Here is an 18515-nt window from a genome sequence, read left to right on the forward strand (position 1 = left end):
GGCTTTAGTGCTTCCGAGGGATGAAATGCAGCGCGGCGACGATGATGCCGCCGACGATCAGCCCGACAATCGCGCCGCCAATCGCGTTCACGGTCCAGTCGACCAGCGGGCCGACAGTGGGCAGGGCGCTGGCGGCGGCCTGCGCTGCGTGGTGAATCGTGCCGGGGATCGCATCCCAGTGGAATTCGTGCAGGCCATGGACGATCAGGCCGCCGCCGACCCACAGCATCGCGGCGGTGCCCACGACCGCCAATATGCGCATCAGGACCGGCATCGCCTTGACCAGGCCGCGCCCGATCGCACGGGACATGGCGGAGGCGCGGGTGGCCAGATGGAGGCCGATATCGTCCATCTTCACGATGAAGCCGACAACGCCATAGACGCCCGCGGTAATCAGGATGGCGACGACGACGAGGATGAGCGCCTGTTCCCAGATCGGTTCGGATGCGACGGTGCCGAGCGAAATGGCCATGATCTCGCCCGACAGGATGAAGTCAGTGCGGATCGCGCCCGACACTTTCTGGTTTTCAAGTTCGGTCGAGTTGAGGGTTTCCAGCGCTTCCTTGGCGACATCATGGCCGCCCTGCACGGCCTCCAGCAGCTTTTCCGCCGCTTCATAGCACAGGAATGCGCCGCCCAGCATGAGGAGAGGGGGCAGCAGCCAGGGCGCGACCGCGCTGATCAGCAGCGCAGCGGGCAGCAGGAAGAGCAGCTTGTTACGCAGCGATCCCTTGGCGATTTTCCAGATGATCGGCAGTTCGCGGTCGGGGGTGAGGCCCATGACATAGCGCGGGGTGACGGCGGTATCGTCGATCACCACGCCCGCGGCCTTGGTGCCCGCCTTGCCCGCGGCGGCGGCGACATCGTCCAGCGAGGTCGCGGTCAGCTTAACAATGCCCGCCACATCATCGAGCAGCGCAATCAGACCCGAAGGCATAGACAGTGATTCCCCTGTTTGGGCCGGTGCATCGACCGCCCGTCATGCCGCCTCAATAGGAGGCAGGCGGGGCAGGGGCAAGCAAGGGCGAGCGGCAGTATTTCAGCTTTTTCAATAGTTGCCCGGCGGGTCGCTGGCGGGGAAGGATTCGTCCGACTGTTCGTCGACCATGTCCCAGTCGCGCGCTGCCGTTTCCCCTTGCGGCCCGGCGTCGCGGACGACGCCCGACGAACCCACCGGCCCGCGATCGTCAAGCGGCTGCGCCGTGCCCATCCAGTCGCGCCATCCCTTTACGGCAAATGCGCCAAGCCCGGTGACGATGGCGAGTTTGAGCAGACCCTTCATGGCGCGCTCTCCTTTGGTTCTTGCAGATGGACCCAGTCGGCCCGGTTGCCACCGACCGCATCGGGGGGCAGGCGGAACTCGCCTTCCTCGTCGGCGCCGGCGGGGGGCTGATCGTCGGCGGCTGGCTGGGTGACCGTCCAGCGTTCGCGCAGCGCCGCATCGATCATGCTTTCCCACATGCCTGCGTCCCCGGCCGCGCGCATGGCGTCGTCGGGCTGTTTCAGGATCGCCAATATGCTGGCGGCATCCTCGACATGGGCGGGCCAGTCGTCCGGCGTGGTGGCGAGATGGCGGGCCAGGCGTTCGATGAGGGGGCGGTGTTCCATGACGGGGCAACGCGCCTTGTCAGCCTGCGTTCCGCGCCGTCATGACGCCAGCGCAATTATTCGCCTAGTCCGTCGAGCGCGGTGAAGCGTTGCGACCAGAGCGCACCATAGACGGCCATCCATTGCACCACCGGGGCCAGCCCCTTTGCCCTGGCGCTATACCAGGTTTCGCGGCCCGTGCGGCGGGCGGTCACGAGCGCGGCGCGCTTGAGCTTGGCCATGTGGCGCGACACCATCGGCTGGGATACGCCGGAAATGGCGGTCAGGGCGTGGACACTCTGTTCGCCTTCGCGCACCAGATATTCCAGCAGAGCGCGGCGGGTACCGTCCGACAGAGCCTTGAACTGGGCGTCGATGGTGGCGGGGGTATTGGCGCTGTTTGTCATCAGCGCGGCATAACCATAAGGTTATGAATTGGTCAAGCGGGAGGGCATTTTTGCCCATGCCGCACGCGTTAACCAAAAAAAGTCTGGCAGGCGATCGGTTGAGTCTTTTGAGTCACACTGGCCGATATTGAGTCCGATTCGTCCGCTGCGACTCAACATATAGTGGCTACCCGCTTCGTTCCGACCCATGTTAACCATTTTTAGAAAGGTTAACGCTAAGTCGCTGATCTTGACGGGAGTCTGCCGAGGACTCATCGCTGGGCCTCAGTACGAACGGGGGTTGCATTATGGGTGTCATGGAACGGGTCGCGCCGCGGCGGAAAAAGGCGGTTGCGCTCGCACCAGTCACGATCGAGGCGGATCGCCTGCTGCGCGGCGACTGCATCGCCGAAATGGCCAAGCTGCCCGATGGCTGCATCGACATGATCTTTGCCGATCCGCCCTATAACCTCCAACTGGGTGGCGATCTGTTCCGGCCCGAAGGCGGGCGGGTGGACGCGGTCGATAATGACTGGGACAAGTTCGATACGCTGGGTGCCTATGACCGTTTCACCAAGGCATGGCTGGCCCAGGCACGGCGCATATTGAAGCCCAACGGCACGATCTGGGTGATCGGCAGCTATCATAATATCTTCCGCGTCGGCACGGCGTTGCAGGATGAGGGGTTCTGGATCCTGAACGACATCATCTGGCGCAAGGCCAACCCGATGCCCAATTTCAAGGGCACGCGCTTTACCAATGCGCATGAGACGCTGATCTGGGCCAGCCAGGGCGAGGACGCCAAATATACGTTCAATTACAAAGCGATGAAAACGCTGAACGATGAATTGCAGATGCGGTCCGACTGGGTACTGCCGATCTGTGGCGGACAGGAGCGGCTGAAGCGCAACGGGACCAAGGCGCACCCGACGCAGAAGCCGGAATCGCTGCTCTACCGGGTGATGCTGTCCTGCACCAAGCCGGGCGATGTGGTGCTCGATCCCTTTTTCGGCACGGGAACCACGGGCGCCGTGGCCAAGCGGCTGGGGCGCAAATGGATCGGCATCGAGCGCGAGGAGAGCTATATCGAGGTCGCGCTGGAGCGGATCGAGGCGGCACTGCCGCTCGATGAATCATCGCTCACCATCATGCAGACCGCGCGGCAGCAGCCCAAGGTGGCGTTCGGTACGCTGGTCGAGACCGGCTATCTGAGCCCCGGCACGACGCTGAGCGACGTCAAGCGTCGCTGGACCGCCGTGGTCAGGGCCGACGGGTCGCTGAGCGTGGGCAGCGACACAGGGTCGATCCACAAGATGGGCGCGACCTTGCAGGGCGCGCCGAGCTGCAATGGCTGGACCTTCTGGCATGTGGAGGTTGAGGGCAAGTTGCAGCCGATCGACACGCTGCGGCAGACCTATTTGCTGGCGAACGAGCCTTAAGATGATGGGGTGCTCCCGCGCAGGCGGGAGCCCAGTCCTGCCGACAGTTCTACCCTGAAGGGTCGGAACTGGGCTCCTGCCTTCGCAGGAGCACGGGATTGCGTTAAGGGCAGGCCGCCGGACCTGTCAGAAGGATAGTTGATGCTGCCCACCATTCCCGCCGATGCCCGGCTGTACCTGCGCCCGGTCTGGTTCGTGCCGTCGCCCTTTGGCCTGCCCGATGGCGCGGCGGCGCGGATGGGCAATGGGTTGCTGTGGTTCCAGGGTTATGAACTGACCGCCCTGCGTGGTCGGGAGCGGGTGGCGCGGGTCACTGTTCCGGTCGCGGCGTTTGGCGATGCCATCGCGGCCCTGCCCGAACCGCTGGCGCAGCGGGCGCGGATGCTGGCCGCCAATATCTCGGCGCAGCGCGCCCCGCTGGTGCTGGGGGAGCGGACCATCCGTTTCGACGGGCCGCAGGTGATGGCGATATTGAACATCACGCCCGACAGTTTTTCCGATGGCGGCAAGCATGTCGGCGACCCGCAGGCAGCGGCGGACGCGGGCTTTGCCATGGCGGCGGCGGGGGCGGCGCTGGTCGATGTGGGTGGGGAATCCACCCGGCCGCGCGCGGAAAAATTATGGGAGGGCGACGAGATCGCCCGTGTGGTGCCCGTCATCGAACGGCTGGCAGCGTCTGGCGTGCCGGTATCGATCGACACGCGCAAGGCGGCCGTGATGGAGGCGGCGCTGGGCGCTGGCGCGAAGATCGTCAATGATGTGAGCGCCCTGCAACATGATCCGCGCGCGATGGAGGTGGTCGTGGCGGCGGGCTGTCCCGTCATCCTGATGCACGCACCGTCGGCAGGCGATGATCCGCACGACAATCCTGACGGCTATGGCGATGTGGTGGCGGATGTGTTCGACCATCTGGAGGCGCGCGTCGCGGCCGCACTAGCCGCCGGGATTGCCCGCGACAGGATCATGGTCGATCCGGGGCTGGGCTTTGGCAAGGGGCTGGCGGACAATCTGGCGCTGGTCAACCGCCTTGCGACCTTCCAGGGGCTGGGCGTGCCCGTGCTGTTCGCGGGCAGTCGCAAGCGGCTGATCGGCGCGCTGTCGAACGAAGCGCCGGCGTCCGACCGGCTGGGCGGTTCGATCGCGCTGGCGTTCCGCGCGGCGGAGCAGGGCGCGCAGATGGTGCGGGTGCATGATGTGCGCGAAAGCGTGCAGGCGCTGCACCTGTGGCGCGGGCTGGCCGACGCGGGGTTGAGCGCGATTTAAGTCACAGGTGGGGTTTAAGGCGCGGTCGGCTTCGCTCCGGCGCTGTTGCCCGCTTCCGCTGGAGCCGCTTCCGCTTCGTCCTTGGGCGGGAAGATGCGCATGCTGTCCAGCGTCTTGTCGACGATCGGCAGATATTGTTCGCTCAGCATTTCGGGATAGACGAAGGTGGCGGTCACGATCGAACCGTTGGGCTGCTTGAGCAGGCGGACCGCGACATTATTGCCTTCGCCGTCATTGGCGGTGCCGCGATATTCATTTTCGCCGATATAATCGCCATCGACGCCTTCGGCCCCGCTGCTGACCGCTTCGACGATCTGCTTGAGCGTTTCGTCATTGTCATTCTTTTGCCAGAATACGCGCACGTCCGCGCCCGCACCCTTATCTTCATAGATTGCGCCGTCGGCGGTGCTGCCCTCCGCATTTTTCGTCCAGCCTTCAGGGAAGCTGATCGAAAAGCCGCGTTCCAGATTGACGTAATTGCGCGGCTCCGCCTCTTCAGCGGCCTGTTGGCTGGCCAGCGCGCTGGCAGCGGCGGCATTGGCGGCGGCGGCCAGCTCCTCCTGGCTTGGCATGTCGGCCACCGGTTCGGTGCGGCCGCAGGCGGCGAGGAGCAGGATGGGCAGGCAGGCGGTGAGGGCGGCGTGTTTCATGCGCCGATCCAAAGCATAGGCAGCATGAGAATACAACGGTCGAGCGATGGGGAGCAGGCGATGGCGCGTCGGTTTACGCCGCGCTGTCGATGCCCAGTTCGGCAAGCTTGCGGTAGAGGGTCGATCGCCCGATGCCCAGGCGACGGGCCACTTCGGTCATGCGGCCGCGATAATGACCGATGGCGAGGCGAATGACGTCGGCTTCGATCTCGGCGAGCTGGCGCACATGGCCATCGCCTTCGAACAGGGTGATGCCTGCGCCGTCGCGGTGCGGCTGGCTGGCGGCGCGCGGGCGGATGGTGAGGCGGTCGATCGGCTCGCCGGTCCTGATCTGGGCCGCGATCTGCGGAAAATCCTGCGGCGTCAGCGCGTCGCCATCGCACAGGACGGCGGCGCGGAAGAGCGCGTTCTGCAACTGGCGGACATTGCCCGGCCAGCCATGCTGCATCAGCAGCGCCAGCGCATCGTCGGTCAGGCCCAGGCTGCGCAGACCCGGCTGGGTCGCGATTCGCGCGAGCAGATGGCGGCAGAGCGCGGGAATATCCCCCATCCGTTCGCGCAGCGGCGGGATGGTCAACTGAACGACGTTCAGGCGGTAATAGAGATCCTCGCGGAAGCGACCGGCCTCTATTTCCTCGATCAGGCGCTTATTGGTGGCGGCGATGACGCGGACGTCGACATGGATCGGGCGGCGCGCGCCGATCGGCTGCATTTCGCCATCCTGCAGCACCCGCAACAGCTTGACCTGTGCGTCGAGCGGCATTTCGCTGACTTCATCCAGAAAGATGGTGCCGGTGTCGGCGCTGGCGAATTTGCCGACATGGCGGTCGAACGCGCCGGTAAAGGCGCCGCGTTCATGGCCGAACAGTTCGGATTCGACCAGATTGGCCGGAATCGCGCCGCAATTGACCGTGACCATCGCCTGTTTGTGGCGGGGGGATGCCGCATGGATGGCGCGCGCGATCACATCCTTGCCGACGCCGCTTTCGCCCTCGATGAGGACCGGCACGCGGGCGCGCGCCGCCTTGGCCGCGATGGCGAGCGCGGCGCGGAATTGCGGGGCGGAGCCGACCACATCCTCGAAAGAGAGGGGGGCGGTGATCTTTTCGGTGAGCGGGCGCAGCTCGCCATGGGACGCGCCTTCGCTGATCGTCGCGTTGAGCGCCGCGAGCAGCCGTTCGGGCGCGATCGGCTTCGACAGATAATCGGTCGCCCCCGCGCGCATCGCCTCTACGGCAACGGCGACATTATTGTGGGCGGTGAGAATCAGGATGGGCAAGGCAGGGCGACGTTCGCGAATCTCGCGGATCAGACCCGCGGGTTCATAGTCGGGGCTCCACTGGTCAAGAATGATTGCATCTAGCTGCATCCCGTCCTGGGTGCCCAATGTGGCTATTGCGGTTTCGCCGTCGCCCGCAAAGATCGTCCGCCATCCGGCACGCGCGGCCAGCGCCGAAACCAGCCGTCTTTGCGCCGGTTCGTCGTCGATCAGCATCAGCATCGGTATGCCGTCGCGCGCCATCTATACCCCTCAATAGAAACAGGTGACCTATGGTAAGGACGGGGGGTAAAGGCGGCCTTAACCGCGAAAGATTTTCTTGTGCCCGTGCGGGTTGAGGGGGTGCGCGGGACAGGATAAGAGGTTCGCCACAACCGCCACAGAAGGGGACCGGACATGGCGTCTGACGGAAATATTAAGAAAGCGACCGAAACCTATGCCGGATTTGTCGGCGTGATGAAGTGGGGCACGATCGCATCGATCGCGGTGGCCGCGCTCGTGGTGCTGCTGATCTCCAGCTAGGCCGATCACGCACGAACAGGAGGGGATGCCATAATAATGAAGATAGCGGTACTGAAGGAGCAAGCATCGGGCGAGCAGCGCGTTGCGGCGACACCGGAGACGGTGAAGAAATTTATTGGTCTTGGCGCGCAGGTTGCGGTGGAGGCAGGGGCTGGCGTGACGGCGTCTGTGGCCGATGCGGACTATGCCGCTGCCGGGGCAAGCGTTGGGGATCGGGCCGCGACGGTGGCGGGCGCGGACATTGTGCTGGGCGTGCAGGGGCCGGACGTGACCAGCATTGCCGGCGCCGGTACGGGTGCCTGGATCGTGGCGGGGCTCAACCCCTTTGGCGAGCGGGCGCGGGTCGATGCCTATGCGGCGGCGGGCTATGAAGCGCTGGCGATGGAATTCATGCCGCGCATCACCCGCGCGCAGTCGATGGACATATTGTCGTCCCAGTCGAACCTGTCGGGCTATAAGGCGGTGCTGGATGCCGCCAGCGAATATGGCAAGGCCTTTCCGATGATGATGACGGCGGCGGGCACGGTGTCTGCCGCGCGCGCCTTCATCATGGGCGTGGGCGTGGCGGGCCTTCAGGCGATCGCCACCGCGCGCCGCCTGGGCGCGCAGGTGAGCGCGACCGACGTGCGGGCCGCGACCAGGGAACAGATCGAATCGCTGGGCGCCAAGGCGATCTTCGTGGAGAAGGTCGCGGGCATCGAGGGCGAAGGGTCCGGCGGCTATGCGACGGAAATGTCGGATGAATATAAGGCGGCCCAGGCCGAGCTCATATCCTCGCACATTGCCAAGCAGGACATCGTCATCACCACCGCACTCATTCCGGGCCGCCCCGCGCCGCGCCTGATCAGCGACGCGCAGATCGCGTCGATGAAGCCGGGCAGCGTGATCGTCGATCTGGCGGTCGAGCAGGGCGGCAATGTCGAGGGCGCAGTGGCGGGTGAAGTGGTGATGCGCCACGGCGTCAAGATTGTGGGCCATCGCAACGTGCCTTCGCGGCTGGCCACCGATGCCTCGGCCCTGTTCTCGCGCAACCTGTTCAACTTTCTGTCTGCCTTCTGGGACAAGGACAAGGGCGCGCCGGTGCTGGACGAGGAAATCGGCAACGCCATCCGCCTGACGCAGGGCGGCAAGGTCGTGAACGAGCGATTGTTGGCCAGTTGATGGCGGATTTGGTCCCTGTCCTCCCCTGCAAGGGGAGGGGGACCGCCAGCTTGCTGGTGGTGGAGGGGTGTCACCCTCTCGATAGCGTGACACCCCTCCGTCTGGCTGCGCCAGCCACCTCCCCTTGCAGGGGAGGATGAGGGTGCTGCAAGGGCAGGTGAACAAGGCACGGCAGCTTCGCAAGGCCATGTCCTTGCCCGAAGTGAAGCTATGGCAGGGGCTTCGCGGACGTCCTGAAGGTTTCAAGTTTCGCCGCCAGCACCCCTCTGGTCCCTATGTCGCTGATTTTTATTGTCACGAAGCGCGGCTGGTGGTCGAGGTAGATGGCGAGGCACATGGCCGGGGCGATGCGCCGGTAAAGGATAAACAGCGTGATAGCTGGTTTGCGGCAAAAGGACTGACAGTCCTTCGCATACCGGCCATCGCAATTTTGAACGATCTTGACACAGCTGTCGCCGGGGTAGTCGCGATGGCGCAAGAGAGGATAGGGGAGGACTAGAATGGACTTTATTTCCATCCTGTCGGTTTTCGTGCTGGCATGTTTTGTCGGCTATTATGTGGTGTGGTCGGTGACGCCGGCGCTCCATACGCCGTTGATGGCGGTTACCAACGCCATTTCGTCGGTCATCATCGTGGGCGCGCTGGTCGCGTCGGCGGAGGCGGGGAGCGCTGCGGCCAAATATCTGGGCCTGCTGGCGGTCGTCTTTGCATCGGTCAACATCTTCGGCGGCTTTGCGGTCACCGAGCGGATGCTGGCGATGTACAAGAAGAAGGAGCGCAAGTGATGCATGAGATCGCACAGATCCCATGGGGCGTGAGCCTGGCCTATCTGGCCGCGGGCGTCCTGTTCATCCTGGCGCTGCGCGGGCTGTCCAGCCCGGCGACGAGCCGTCGTGGCAATCGCATGGGCATGATCGGCATGGCGATTGCGGTCGCCACCACACTCTACACCCATGATGTGGTGAGCCTGCCCGAAATCATCGGTGCCATCGTCATCGGCGGCGGCATCGGCTTCATCATCGCGCGGCGGATCGCGATGACGGACATGCCGCAGCTGGTGGCGGCGTTCCACAGCCTCGTCGGCATGGCCGCCGTCCTGGTCGGCGCGGCCGCCTTCCTCAATCCCGGTGCCTTCGGGATTTTGGACGTAGTGACCGGCGAAATCCACAATGCCAGCCGCATCGAAATGGGGCTGGGCGTGGCGATCGGCGCGATCACCTTCTCCGGCTCGGTCATCGCCTTCCTCAAGCTCAACGGCAATATGTCGGGCAAGCCGATCATGCTGCCCGCCCGCCACCTCATCAACCTTGGCACGCTGGCCGCGATCCTGGGGCTGATCGGCTATTTCGTGACCGACCAGAGCTCGTGGATATTCTGGACGGTGACGGCGCTGAGCTTCATCATCGGTTTCCTGCTGATCATCCCGATCGGCGGGGCAGACATGCCGGTCGTTGTGTCGATGCTCAACAGCTATTCGGGCTGGGCCGCCGCGGCGATGGGCTTTACGCTGGGCAACAGTGCGATGATCATCACCGGCGCGCTGGTGGGCTCTTCGGGTGCGATCCTGTCCTACATCATGTGCAAGGCGATGAACCGCAGCTTCATCAGCGTCATCGCGGGCGGCTTTGGCGCCGATGCGGGACCGGCGGGCGCAGGCGGGCCAGTGATCGACCGCGCCTACAAGCGTGGATCGGCCGAGGACGCCGCGTTCCTGATGAAGCAGGCCGACAGCGTCATCATCGTGCCGGGATACGGCATGGCGGTGAGCCAGGCGCAGCATGCGCTGCGCGAGATGGGCGACCTGCTGAAGGCCGAAGGGGTGAAGGTCAAATATGCGATCCACCCCGTCGCGGGCCGTATGCCGGGCCATATGAACGTGCTGCTGGCCGAAGCGAATGTCTCCTATGACGAGGTATTCGAACTGGAGGACATCAACAGCGAGTTCGCCCAGGCCGACGTCGCCTTCGTCATCGGCGCGAACGACGTCACCAACCCGGCGGCCAAGACCGACAAATCGTCGCCCATCTACGGCATGCCCATTCTGGACGTCGCCAACGCCAAGTCGGTGCTGTTCGTCAAGCGATCCATGGGCGGGGCTGGCTATGCCGGCGTCGACAATGAAGTCTTCTACATGGACAACACCATGATGCTGCTCGCCGACGCCAAGAAAATGGTCGAGGAAATCGTCAAGGGGCTGGCGCACTGATAGCGACCTTATTTCCCGTCATTCCAGCGAAGGCTGGAATCTCTCTTTTCTTTCGCTATCAGGCAGAAGAGAATTGAGATCCCGGTTTTCGCCGGGATGACGGGATAGGGGTGACAATGCACAAACTTGGCCTGATCGGCGGTCTTAGCTGGACGTCAACCGCCCGCTATTATGAGATCATCAACCAGGCGGTGCATCGTGCGCGTGGCGGGCAGCATAGCGCGCCGCTGCTGATCGAGAGCCTGGACTTTGCGACCGTTGCGGCCTGCACCAGCGATGAGGAATGGGACAGCGCGGCGGACGTGCTGATCGCGGCGGCGCGGCGGCTGGAGACGGCAGGCGCGGGCGCGCTGCTGATCTGCGCCAATTCGATGCACCGCGTCTATGACCGGGTGCAGGGCGCGGTGCATGTGCCCATCCTGCATATCGCCGAGCGCGTCGGCAAGAAGATGCAGGCCGACGGCGTCGAAAAAGCCGCGCTGATCGGTACGCGCAACGTGATGACCGAGAAATTCTACCGCCAGCGGCTGGTTGCGCATGGCGTGTCGCTGCTGCCCCCGACATGGAACTGGCCGACCGGATCGACCGCATCGTCTATGACGAGCTGACTGTCGGCAAGATCAGCCGCGAATCCGAACGCTATATGAAGTCGGAAATGACCGACATCGCCAAGCAGGATGTGCAGGCGGTGGTGCTGGCCTGCACCGAGCTGGAACTGATCGTCGACGTAAAGGCCAATGTGCTACCGATCTACGACTGCACGTCGATCCATGCCATGGCCGGGGTCGAGTTCATCCTGGGCTAGAGGGACAGCCTTCAGTCAGGCTGCCATCCTCCAACAGTCAGATCATCGCTGCGTCGGGATCGGTAAAGACCTGGACATGAGGGTGGGGCAAGGCGCTCCCTGTTGCCAGGGAGGCGCGCCGGCACTGCCTTAGCGAACCGCCGTCCATGTCTGCGTCTTGCAGAAGAAGGCGATGCAGCCCTGGACTTTCAGGGTGCCATCGGCGTTGCGGCTGATTTTGGACGTGTAGCTTTTGCCGCTTTCCGGGTCGTAGATCGTGCCTTTCCAATGACTGCCGGCGTCGCCAAAGCCGGTCAGCAGGGGCAGGCCCACCAGCGGGCGGGAGCGCAGCGCCGGGTCGGCATTTTCGACATCGGTATTCGGGCGGCCCGGCGTGGGTTTTAGGATTTTTTCGATTTTGCCGCAGAGGCTTTTGCCGCACTGGGCGATGTGGACGATGGCTTTGGCCTCGACCGTGGCCCAGCGACCTATGACGGGCTGCGCGGCATAAGCGGGCAGGGTGATGGCCGTGGTCAGGGCGGCAAGGGCGATGGTGGCAGCTTTCATGCGATCCGTTTCTCCATATCTTTTGCCCGAAGATATGCCGCAAATCGCGACGCCCGCCACCGCCTTTTTTGGCGGAAGCGGGCGTTTTGGTTGGGAACGCTACGGCAGCGGGCCGCGGCGCGCCTGAATTTTCAGAAGGCCGTGCTGATCGAGCAGGCCGCCGGACCCAGGATGACGACGAACAGGGTCGGCAGAATGAAGAGAATCAGCGGCACGGTCATGATCGCGGGCAGGCGCGCGGCCTTTTCTTCGGCGCGCATCATGCGCTCATGACGGAATTCGGCGGACAGCACGCGCAGCGCCGAAGCGAGCGGGGTGCCGTATTTTTCCGTTTGGATCATGGTGGTCACCACGCCCTTGACCGCGTCCAGCTTGACGCGGGTGGCGAGATTTTCGAACGCCATGCGCCGTTCGGTCAGGAAGCTGAGTTCAATCGCGGTCAACTGAAACTCGTCGCCAAGTTCAGGATAGGCCTTGCCCAGTTCGCGCGCCACGCGGTTGAAGGAGGCATCGACGGTCAGACCGGCTTCGGCGCAGATGACCAGGAGGTCGAGTGCGTCGGGCAACCCCTTGCGGATCGCGGCGGAGCGCTTCTGCACCTTGTTGTCGATGAAGATGTCAGGGGCTTTGTAGGAAAGCAGCAGCGCGATCGCGAAGGCGAAGAACCGCTTCACCGGCCCCCATTCCGGCTGGATGCCGACGCCATAGAGCAGCAAGGCCGCTGCGCCGCCGATGACGATCGGCATGATCATGCGGCCAAAGATGACGGCGACGGCCATGTCCTTTGACCGGATACCGGCCTGCGCCAGACGGATTTGCGCGTCCTTGAGCTGGTCGTCCTGCAGAACCTTCAGGCTCGACAGGAAGGAGCGCATATGGTCCGTCGTCTGGTTGCGCTGGACAAGCTTTGCGCGACGCTTGGCGGTCGATGCGGTGATGCCAGCCTTCAACTGTTCGCGGCGATCGTTAAGCGCCTTGACCCGCTTGGCCATCGGATCGCGCACGGTCATGATCGCATAAAGGGCGAACAGCATCGCAAGCGTCGCCAGCGCGGCGAGCAAGGTGCCAAAATCGGTGGCGGTCATGCCGAAAAGTGTGCCGGCAGGGGTAGGGGCGTCCATGTCTCTTATCCCCGATCAGATTTCAAAATTGACCATCTGGGCCATGATGAAGGCGCCAATCGCCATCCAGCACATGCCCCGATGCCGATCACCTGCATCAGCGAAAGCCCGAAAATGCCCGCCGGATCGGGCGTGAAGAAGGGGCTCATATAGTTGAAGTTGATGTAGCAGATCATGAAGAATACGAGGAAGGGCAGGCAGCCGATAATGTAGGCGGACGCCTTTGATTCCGACGACATGGCGCGGATCTTGAGCTTCATCTGCGCGCGCTGGCGCAGCACGGTGGCAAGGTTCGACAGGGTTTCAGCCAGGTTGCCGCCGGTTTCCCGCTGGATCGCGAGCGTGATGACGAAGAACTGGAATTCGGGCGTGCCGAGGCGATCGGCGGTTTCCTGAAGCGCCTGCTCCATCGTCTTGCCGATCTTGATCCGTTCCGTGATGAGCTTGAATTCCTCGCCTACTGGCCCAGGAATTTCGCTCGACACGATGCCCAGCGTTTCGGCGATGGGGAGACCGGAGCGCAGGCCGCGCGTCAGCAGTTCAAGCGCGTCGGGGAATTTGGCGTTGAAGCGGTTGATCCGCTGCTTGATCAGGCGGCTGACCCACCAGTGAGGCAGGAACAGAGCGGCGGCCATGCCGACCATGACAGCCATGAGGAACGGAAAGCCGCGCACCATAAGGAACGCCGACAGTACCAGGAATATGCCCGCGCTGGCGGTCATATACTGGCTGAGCGTCCATTTCTTGCCGGTCATCCTGATCCGCTTGGTCAGATTTTCCGGATTGGGGATCAGCGACACCAGCATCTTGGCTTCGGCGCCAGTCGAACGGTTCGAAATGGCCTTGCGCATCCGCGCTTCCAGCAGTGCTTCTGCCGAATCGCTGTGACGGCCGCGGATCATCGCGACCCGGCGCTTGCGCGCCTTTTCCGGCGACGGACCGGCGAACGCTATGATGGCCATGCCCAACATGGTTGCCACCAAAACCGTTATCAGGATGAAATTGCCGTCCATCTGTTCGCCTATTCCCCAGTCATCGCCGCCGCCCGGTCAGGCGGCAGACGCGATCAATCTTCCAGTGCGGCCGTCTTGGCCTTGCGGCGAGAGGGCATCATGTTGCGGAAGTCGCCGATCTTGCCGAGCAGGGAGTCGCCCTTCTTGCGCGGTGCCGCAGCGCCGGTGGCGCCATCGCCCGCATCGCCCGCGCCAAGCACCTGGTCGAGCAGGGCGGTGCAGGCTGCGCCGACCTTGCTGCCCTTGGCAGCTTCGGCCAATGTCTTGCCGAGCTTTGCCGCCTGCGCGCCGACCCGCAGGTCGAACGGGATGAGGACATCGACCTTGCGTTCGATCGAGGTTTCGAAATCCTTGCGGCTGATTTCGGGCGAGCCGGGATGGACGCGGTTGGCGACCACTAGCACGCGCGATTGCGGTGCGTTGCTCTTGAGCCAGGACAGGATGCGGATCGTGTCGCGTGCCGCCGCCAGCGTCAGTTCGGTCACGACCAGCGTGACTTGCGCGTCGGTCATGAGATGCGGATGCTGGATCAGCATGTTGCGCGGCAGATCGACGACGCTGCATTCAAACACCTGCCGGAATTCTTCCAGCAGTTGATAGAAGGCGCCGCCATCGGTCATCATCGGCTGGCTGATGGGGGCTTCGGCAGACAGGATCGCCAGCGTGTCGCTCGCCCGCACCATGGCGCGTTCGATGAACAGGCCGTCGATGCGGCTGGGATTGTCGATCGCGTCGGTCAGGCCACGCCCCGGTTCCAGGTCCATCGCCAGCGCATTGGTGCCGAAATGGACGTCGAGGTCGAGCAAGGCGGTCGGACGCTTCTTCTTGTCCGAGAGCATCCATGCCAGCGAGGTGGCGATGCTGGACGCGCCCACGCCGCCGCGCGTGCCGATGACCGCAACGGTCATGTGCGGGCGTTCGGGCGCAGCGTCGCGCGGGGCCATGAACACGGCCTGCGCATTGGCCAGCGCGTCGCGCAACTGGTCGGCGCCAAATGGCTTGAGCAGATAATCCTGAATGCCGCTGGCCACCAGATCGCGATAGAGGCGCACGTCATTGACCTGGCCCGCCGCGATCACGACGGTGCCGGGTTCGCACACTTCCGCCAGGCTGTTGATGTCGTTGAGCGGATCACCGCTTTCGGACATATCGACGAATAGGATTTGCGGCGATGCAGTGATCGACAGGCTCTGGACTGCGTTGCGCATCCCGCCCTTGTTCACCTTTTCCGGTGCCCAGCCCAGTTCGGCGCACACCGAACGGATCAGATCATAGCTGTGATCGTCGCAGACGAAGGCGTGAAACGGATCACGCTGACCAGTGAAACCGGGTTTCCATGGGGCGTTCATGTTACTGGCCTCCTGCTGACATCTGCTTGAGATCGCCAGCGCCCGTTGGCGGCTTGTCGCGATAGGTGGAAATGGCGCGGTTCGACGTGGCCGTACGCAGATTGCTGTCGGTGCCCTGACCCCGGACGAGGTCTTCGGGATTGGCGACCATCGCGGCCAGATTGCTGTTGGTGCCGCAGCCGAAATTGGACGTGGTGCCCAGATTCATGTCGGTTTCCTGCTTGCTGCTCCAGTCGGGGCAGCCAGGGACGCTGGCGGTGGCGCGGCGCACGATCAGGCGGACGCTGCCCTGGGGCGCATCGCCAGCGGCGGCGGAACTATCCTCTGCGACCAGCAGGCCGTGACGGGCGACGACATCGGCGATGCCCTCGCGAATGCCGGGACTGTAATAGCCAGCATCCGTGACGATCGCGACCTGATCGCCATAGCCAAGCCCGATCGAGGCGAACCAGTCGTTGAGACGACCTGCTTCATAGGCGGACAGCGAGTCGCCGCTGGCCTGCACGTCGAACGTGTAGGCGGCATAGCTGACAACCGGCTGATGCACCGATTCGACGCTGCGATTGGGGCTGTCAGTGACACATCCGGCGAGCGGCAGCGCCAATATGGCGAGGGCGGTGAGAGTCTTGGCGGACAGATAGGTCATGTCTTTGGTCCTTCCGTCAGAAGCTGAAACCGGGGGCAGCTTTGCCGGGCTTGCCCGGCTTTGCGACCGGCGCGGCGGCGGATGCCTGCGGGCCGGGGGTAACCGGCGTGGGCGATCCGGGCGCGCGGCGCGGCATTTCGCCCTGCTTGCCACTGATCCCGTCATTGCCCTGCTGGAGCAGCAGCCCCTGACCGATATTGGCGTTGCGGAAGCCGTCGGTCGGCAGGCGCACGTCCGATGCGTTCATCGGCTTCACCAGATAGGGGGTGACGACGATGACCAGTTCGGTTTCGCTGCGCTGGAACTGGCGCGACTTGAACAGGCTGCCCAGGATTGGCAGGTTGCCGATGCCCGGCACCTTGTTGATGCCGTTGCTGGTTTCATTGTTGAGCAGGCCCGCAATCATGAAGGCCTGACCCGAACCCAGCTCCACCGTGGTTTCGGCGGTGCGGCTTTTCAGCGCAGGGACGTTGGCGTTCAGCGTGAAATCCAGGCTCGACACCGTCGGGCGGACCCGCAGCGAAATGCGGCCGTCGGCCAGCACGGTCGGCGTGAAGGCCAACTGTACGCCATATTGCTTGAATTCGATGCTGTTGCCCTGCGTGCCATTGCTGACCGTGTAGGGATATTCGCCGCCCGCCAGGAAGCTGGCGGTTTCACCCGATAGCGCGGTCAGGTTGGGCTGCGCCAGCGTGGTGGCAAGGCCGCTCGATTCGGCGAGGTCCAGCGCACCGGCGATGTCCATGCCCAATATGCGAGCAACGCCGCCAAGGCTGTAGCTGCCGTCGCTAGGGTTGTTGAAAGTCCAGGTCTGGCCTGCAGCTGTCGTGGACTGAGTAACGAAGTTGCGTGTGCCGCCTCCGATACTGCCCAGCACCTTGCCACCAGACGTATCCAGGCTGGAGAAATTCGTGCCGATCTTGTGACCCACATCCTTGGCGACTTCGGAAATCTTGACCTGGAGCATCACCTGCAACGGCGTAGCCATGCGCAGGCGGCTGACCACGGTGGTTTCCTTGCCGACGAAGGCCTGCGTCAGCCGTTCGGCTTCGGCGGCATCTTCGGGCGCCTGGATGGTGCCGGTCAGCAGGACCATGCCGTTCATCTTGTTGACCGCGATGTTCGCGCCGGGCATCGCCAGGCGGAGCATGTCATCGATGCTGGTCAGGTTGTTGCCGACGCGAACCGTGCCGGAAAACAGCACCTTGCCGTTTGGGGCGGTGGCGAACACAGTGGTTTCGCCTGCCTTCTTGGCAATCAGGTAAAGCTGGTTCTGCGAGCGGACATGGACGTCGACCACTTCGGGATTGCCGATCACCACGTCGGACATCTTGGCGCCCAGGTTGACGACACGGCTGCCGCCGACCGACATGAGGATCGCATTGTCCTGTGCGCTGGACGGTGCGGCGTTGACGGCCGTTCCGGGCACGGCGGTCATGGCTACGGCCAGGCCGAGCGCGATCGCGGGTCCGGCGACCTTGCGCCCGGACATCTGGAGCATCGACTTCATCTTACTTCCCCCGACCGGAACTTCGGTCACGTTGGTGCCGCGGGCGACGCGGATGACCGGGCCGCTGACGGCAGCCGGTGCGGTAATCTGGGCGCCGGTGCCAGCCATTGCCGCGCCGTTTTCGGCCTTGGCCGGGACCGAGCTGCGCTGGTAGCGCGACACGTCGGCGCCGGTCGAATAGGTGGAGCCGCGATCAATGGGGCGCGACGCGATCTTGGCGATGATCGCCTTTTCCGCGTTCGGGCTGGCGCCATCGGGCAGATCGACATCGGCACCGGCGATGGCAGCGTCCAGATCAGACGCGGTATCGGCGATCGAGCGCAGCGACATCGACAGGGAGCCGATGGTCTGGGCAACCGCGATCTTTTCCGCGATCTTGGGCGTCACTTCGATCGTGACGTTGGAATAGGTACGTACTTCCGGCTTGCCGTCCGCGCCCATCGCATCCATCCGCTGGTCAGTGGCAAGGACGCGCAGGTTGCGCAGGATGGTTTCGGAGACTTTGAGCGCTTCGCCATCGCCACCGCCCGCAACGCTTTGCGTCAGGACCAGGTCGATGCGGTCGCCAGGAAACACGAAGCCCGCGACCGAGCTTTGCGCCGAGACGGGAACGGTGACCGCGCGCATCCCTGCGCCAAGCGCTGCGGCCAGGAAGCCGCGATCGCCGGGCTTGACCAGGCCGCCCTGGGTCAGCGGCTGTCCGGCGGAAATGGCGGTGCGCACGACGCTGCCTGCCAGTTTCGCCGGATCGGCCTGACCTTTGAGATAATAGGCCTGTTCGATCAGATCCTTGGGCCAGGGCTGGAAGCGGAAGCTTTCAGCGTCCAGAATGGTGCCAACCGGCAAAGCCTTGGTCGCGACCAGCACATGGGGCTGATCGGCCTCAACGGGCATCGACGCAGCATTGACCTGCGGTGCGCTGGAGGAGCTCAACATGCTGCGGGCAAGCAAGGCCGTAGTGACCGCTATGATAAGCGCTCCTACCAGCAGCACGATTTTCTTGGCATCCATGACGAAATTCGCCTCCCTGTA

18 protein-coding genes and 3 pseudogenes are annotated in these 18515 nt (G+C 63.9%); 8 read left to right on the forward strand and 13 right to left on the reverse strand.

The window, feature by feature from the left end:
• Positions 1-4: 4 nt before the first annotated feature.
• From CJD35_RS10955 to CJD35_RS10970, 4 genes are all read right to left on the reverse strand, one after another.
• Positions 5-937, reverse strand: coding sequence for a DUF808 domain-containing protein (locus CJD35_RS10955; RefSeq protein ID WP_017182047.1), 933 nt, complete (start codon positions 935-937; stop codon positions 5-7).
• Positions 938-1048: 111 nt separating this feature from the next.
• On the reverse strand, positions 1049-1282 hold the full coding sequence (locus tag CJD35_RS10960; protein ID WP_017182048.1) for a hypothetical protein: 234 nt from the start codon (positions 1280-1282) through the stop codon (positions 1049-1051).
• Positions 1279-1608 carry a hypothetical protein gene (locus tag CJD35_RS10965; protein WP_017182049.1) on the reverse strand — a complete coding sequence of 110 codons (330 nt, stop codon included), beginning with the start codon at positions 1606-1608 and terminating at the stop codon, positions 1279-1281. Before CJD35_RS10965 ends, CJD35_RS10960 begins: the two co-directional genes overlap by 4 nt.
• 56 nt (positions 1609-1664) lie before the next feature.
• A complete protein-coding gene (locus tag CJD35_RS10970; RefSeq protein ID WP_017182050.1) occupies positions 1665-1994 on the reverse strand; it encodes an ArsR/SmtB family transcription factor in 330 nt (109 codons plus the stop codon).
• 287 nt (positions 1995-2281) lie between these two features.
• Between CJD35_RS10970 and CJD35_RS10975 the strand changes: the two genes are divergently transcribed.
• Entirely contained in the window at positions 2282-3412 is a 1131-nt protein-coding gene (locus CJD35_RS10975; RefSeq protein ID WP_017182051.1) for a site-specific DNA-methyltransferase, read from the forward strand.
• Between the two features lie 141 nt (positions 3413-3553).
• Positions 3554-4675, forward strand: coding sequence for a dihydropteroate synthase (folP, locus tag CJD35_RS10980; RefSeq protein WP_017182052.1), 1122 nt, complete (start codon positions 3554-3556; stop codon positions 4673-4675).
• Positions 4676-4689: 14 nt separating this feature from the next.
• On the opposite strand, the gene CJD35_RS10985 is transcribed toward folP, so the two are convergent.
• Together CJD35_RS10985 and CJD35_RS10990 are read right to left on the reverse strand one after the other, a co-directional pair.
• Positions 4690-5325, reverse strand: a complete 636-nt coding sequence (locus CJD35_RS10985; RefSeq protein ID WP_017182053.1) for a hypothetical protein — start codon at positions 5323-5325, stop codon at positions 4690-4692.
• Positions 5326-5398: 73 nt separating this feature from the next.
• On the reverse strand, positions 5399-6847 hold the full coding sequence (locus tag CJD35_RS10990; RefSeq protein ID WP_017182054.1) for a sigma-54-dependent transcriptional regulator: 1449 nt from the start codon (positions 6845-6847) through the stop codon (positions 5399-5401).
• A gap of 153 nt (positions 6848-7000) precedes the next feature.
• Here CJD35_RS10990 and CJD35_RS10995 point away from each other — a divergent pair, with 153 nt between their 5' ends.
• From CJD35_RS10995 to CJD35_RS11020, 6 genes and pseudogenes are all read left to right on the forward strand, one after another.
• Positions 7001-7126 carry an aa3-type cytochrome c oxidase subunit IV gene (locus CJD35_RS10995; RefSeq protein WP_017182055.1) on the forward strand — a complete coding sequence of 42 codons (126 nt, stop codon included), beginning with the start codon at positions 7001-7003 and terminating at the stop codon, positions 7124-7126.
• Between the two features lie 36 nt (positions 7127-7162).
• The gene (locus tag CJD35_RS11000; protein WP_017182056.1) at positions 7163-8287 is read left to right on the forward strand and encodes an NAD(P) transhydrogenase subunit alpha; all 1125 of its coding nucleotides are present in this window, start codon (positions 7163-7165) and stop codon (positions 8285-8287) included.
• A gap of 136 nt (positions 8288-8423) precedes the next feature.
• Positions 8424-8786, forward strand: coding sequence for an endonuclease domain-containing protein (locus CJD35_RS11005; protein ID WP_017182057.1), 363 nt, complete (start codon positions 8424-8426; stop codon positions 8784-8786).
• Between the two features lies 1 nt (position 8787).
• Complete coding sequence (locus CJD35_RS11010; protein WP_006950157.1) at positions 8788-9072, forward strand: proton-translocating transhydrogenase family protein; 285 nt, start codon at positions 8788-8790, stop codon at positions 9070-9072.
• Positions 9072-10493 carry an NAD(P)(+) transhydrogenase (Re/Si-specific) subunit beta gene (locus CJD35_RS11015; RefSeq protein ID WP_017182058.1) on the forward strand — a complete coding sequence of 474 codons (1422 nt, stop codon included), beginning with the start codon at positions 9072-9074 and terminating at the stop codon, positions 10491-10493. The genes CJD35_RS11010 and CJD35_RS11015 overlap by 1 nt, the downstream gene beginning before the upstream one ends.
• Positions 10494-10609: 116 nt before the next feature.
• Positions 10610-11298 (forward strand): annotated as a pseudogene (locus CJD35_RS11020) (aspartate/glutamate racemase family protein).
• 129 nt (positions 11299-11427) lie between these two features.
• Here CJD35_RS11020 and CJD35_RS11025 read toward each other — a convergent pair.
• From CJD35_RS11025 to cpaB, 7 genes and pseudogenes are all read right to left on the reverse strand, one after another.
• Positions 11428-11844: a DUF2147 domain-containing protein gene (locus tag CJD35_RS11025; protein ID WP_017182060.1), complete on the reverse strand. Its 417-nt coding sequence runs from the start codon at positions 11842-11844 to the stop codon at positions 11428-11430.
• Between the two features lie 131 nt (positions 11845-11975).
• Entirely contained in the window at positions 11976-12965 is a 990-nt protein-coding gene (locus CJD35_RS11030; protein WP_026002207.1) for a type II secretion system F family protein, read from the reverse strand.
• A 15-nt stretch (positions 12966-12980) separates the two neighbouring features.
• Positions 12981-13978: pseudogene (locus CJD35_RS11035) on the reverse strand (type II secretion system F family protein).
• A gap of 53 nt (positions 13979-14031) precedes the next feature.
• Positions 14032-15327, reverse strand: a complete 1296-nt coding sequence (locus CJD35_RS11040) for a Flp pilus assembly protein ATPase CpaE (RefSeq protein WP_017182064.1) — start codon at positions 15325-15327, stop codon at positions 14032-14034.
• 1 nt (position 15328) lies between these two features.
• Positions 15329-15973, reverse strand: coding sequence for a CpaD family pilus assembly protein (locus CJD35_RS11045; protein WP_017182065.1), 645 nt, complete (start codon positions 15971-15973; stop codon positions 15329-15331).
• Positions 15974-15989: 16 nt separating this feature from the next.
• The gene (locus CJD35_RS11050) at positions 15990-17483 is read right to left on the reverse strand and encodes a type II and III secretion system protein family protein (RefSeq protein WP_019051439.1); all 1494 of its coding nucleotides are present in this window, start codon (positions 17481-17483) and stop codon (positions 15990-15992) included.
• Between the two features lie 6 nt (positions 17484-17489).
• Positions 17490-18494 (reverse strand): annotated as a pseudogene (cpaB, locus tag CJD35_RS11055) (Flp pilus assembly protein CpaB); the annotation flags it as partial.
• Positions 18495-18515 lie beyond the last annotated feature (21 nt).

It is taken from the genome of Sphingobium xenophagum, from assembly GCF_002288285.1.
Classification (GTDB): Bacteria; Pseudomonadota; Alphaproteobacteria; order Sphingomonadales; family Sphingomonadaceae; genus Sphingobium; species Sphingobium xenophagum.

Bases quoted from the DNA above. Each gene is read 5' to 3' on its own strand.
- CJD35_RS10965 (WP_017182049.1), bottom strand. From the start codon at position 1,608: ATGGAACACCGCCCCCTCATCGAACGCCTGGCCCGCCATCTCGCCACC.
- CJD35_RS10975 (WP_017182051.1), top strand. From the start codon at position 2,282: ATGGGTGTCATGGAACGGGTCGCGCCGCGGCGGAAAAAGGCGGTTGCG.
- CJD35_RS10955 (WP_017182047.1), bottom strand. From the start codon at position 937: ATGCCTTCGGGTCTGATTGCGCTGCTCGATGATGTGGCGGGCATTGTT.
- CJD35_RS11030 (WP_026002207.1), bottom strand. From the start codon at position 12,965: ATGGACGCCCCTACCCCTGCCGGCACACTTTTCGGCATGACCGCCACC.
- CJD35_RS11000 (WP_017182056.1), top strand. From the start codon at position 7,163: ATGAAGATAGCGGTACTGAAGGAGCAAGCATCGGGCGAGCAGCGCGTT.
- CJD35_RS10985 (WP_017182053.1), bottom strand. From the start codon at position 5,325: ATGAAACACGCCGCCCTCACCGCCTGCCTGCCCATCCTGCTCCTCGCC.
- CJD35_RS10990 (WP_017182054.1), bottom strand. From the start codon at position 6,847: ATGGCGCGCGACGGCATACCGATGCTGATGCTGATCGACGACGAACCG.
- CJD35_RS11005 (WP_017182057.1), top strand. From the start codon at position 8,424: ATGAGGGTGCTGCAAGGGCAGGTGAACAAGGCACGGCAGCTTCGCAAG.
- CJD35_RS11010 (WP_006950157.1), top strand. From the start codon at position 8,788: ATGGACTTTATTTCCATCCTGTCGGTTTTCGTGCTGGCATGTTTTGTC.
- CJD35_RS10970 (WP_017182050.1), bottom strand. From the start codon at position 1,994: ATGACAAACAGCGCCAATACCCCCGCCACCATCGACGCCCAGTTCAAG.
- CJD35_RS11015 (WP_017182058.1), top strand. From the start codon at position 9,072: ATGCATGAGATCGCACAGATCCCATGGGGCGTGAGCCTGGCCTATCTG.
- CJD35_RS10960 (WP_017182048.1), bottom strand. From the start codon at position 1,282: ATGAAGGGTCTGCTCAAACTCGCCATCGTCACCGGGCTTGGCGCATTT.
- folP (WP_017182052.1), top strand. From the start codon at position 3,554: ATGCTGCCCACCATTCCCGCCGATGCCCGGCTGTACCTGCGCCCGGTC.
- CJD35_RS10995 (WP_017182055.1), top strand. From the start codon at position 7,001: ATGGCGTCTGACGGAAATATTAAGAAAGCGACCGAAACCTATGCCGGA.
- CJD35_RS11045 (WP_017182065.1), bottom strand. From the start codon at position 15,973: ATGACCTATCTGTCCGCCAAGACTCTCACCGCCCTCGCCATATTGGCG.
- CJD35_RS11050 (WP_019051439.1), bottom strand. From the start codon at position 17,483: ATGAAGTCGATGCTCCAGATGTCCGGGCGCAAGGTCGCCGGACCCGCG.
- CJD35_RS11040 (WP_017182064.1), bottom strand. From the start codon at position 15,327: ATGAACGCCCCATGGAAACCCGGTTTCACTGGTCAGCGTGATCCGTTT.
- CJD35_RS11025 (WP_017182060.1), bottom strand. From the start codon at position 11,844: ATGAAAGCTGCCACCATCGCCCTTGCCGCCCTGACCACGGCCATCACC.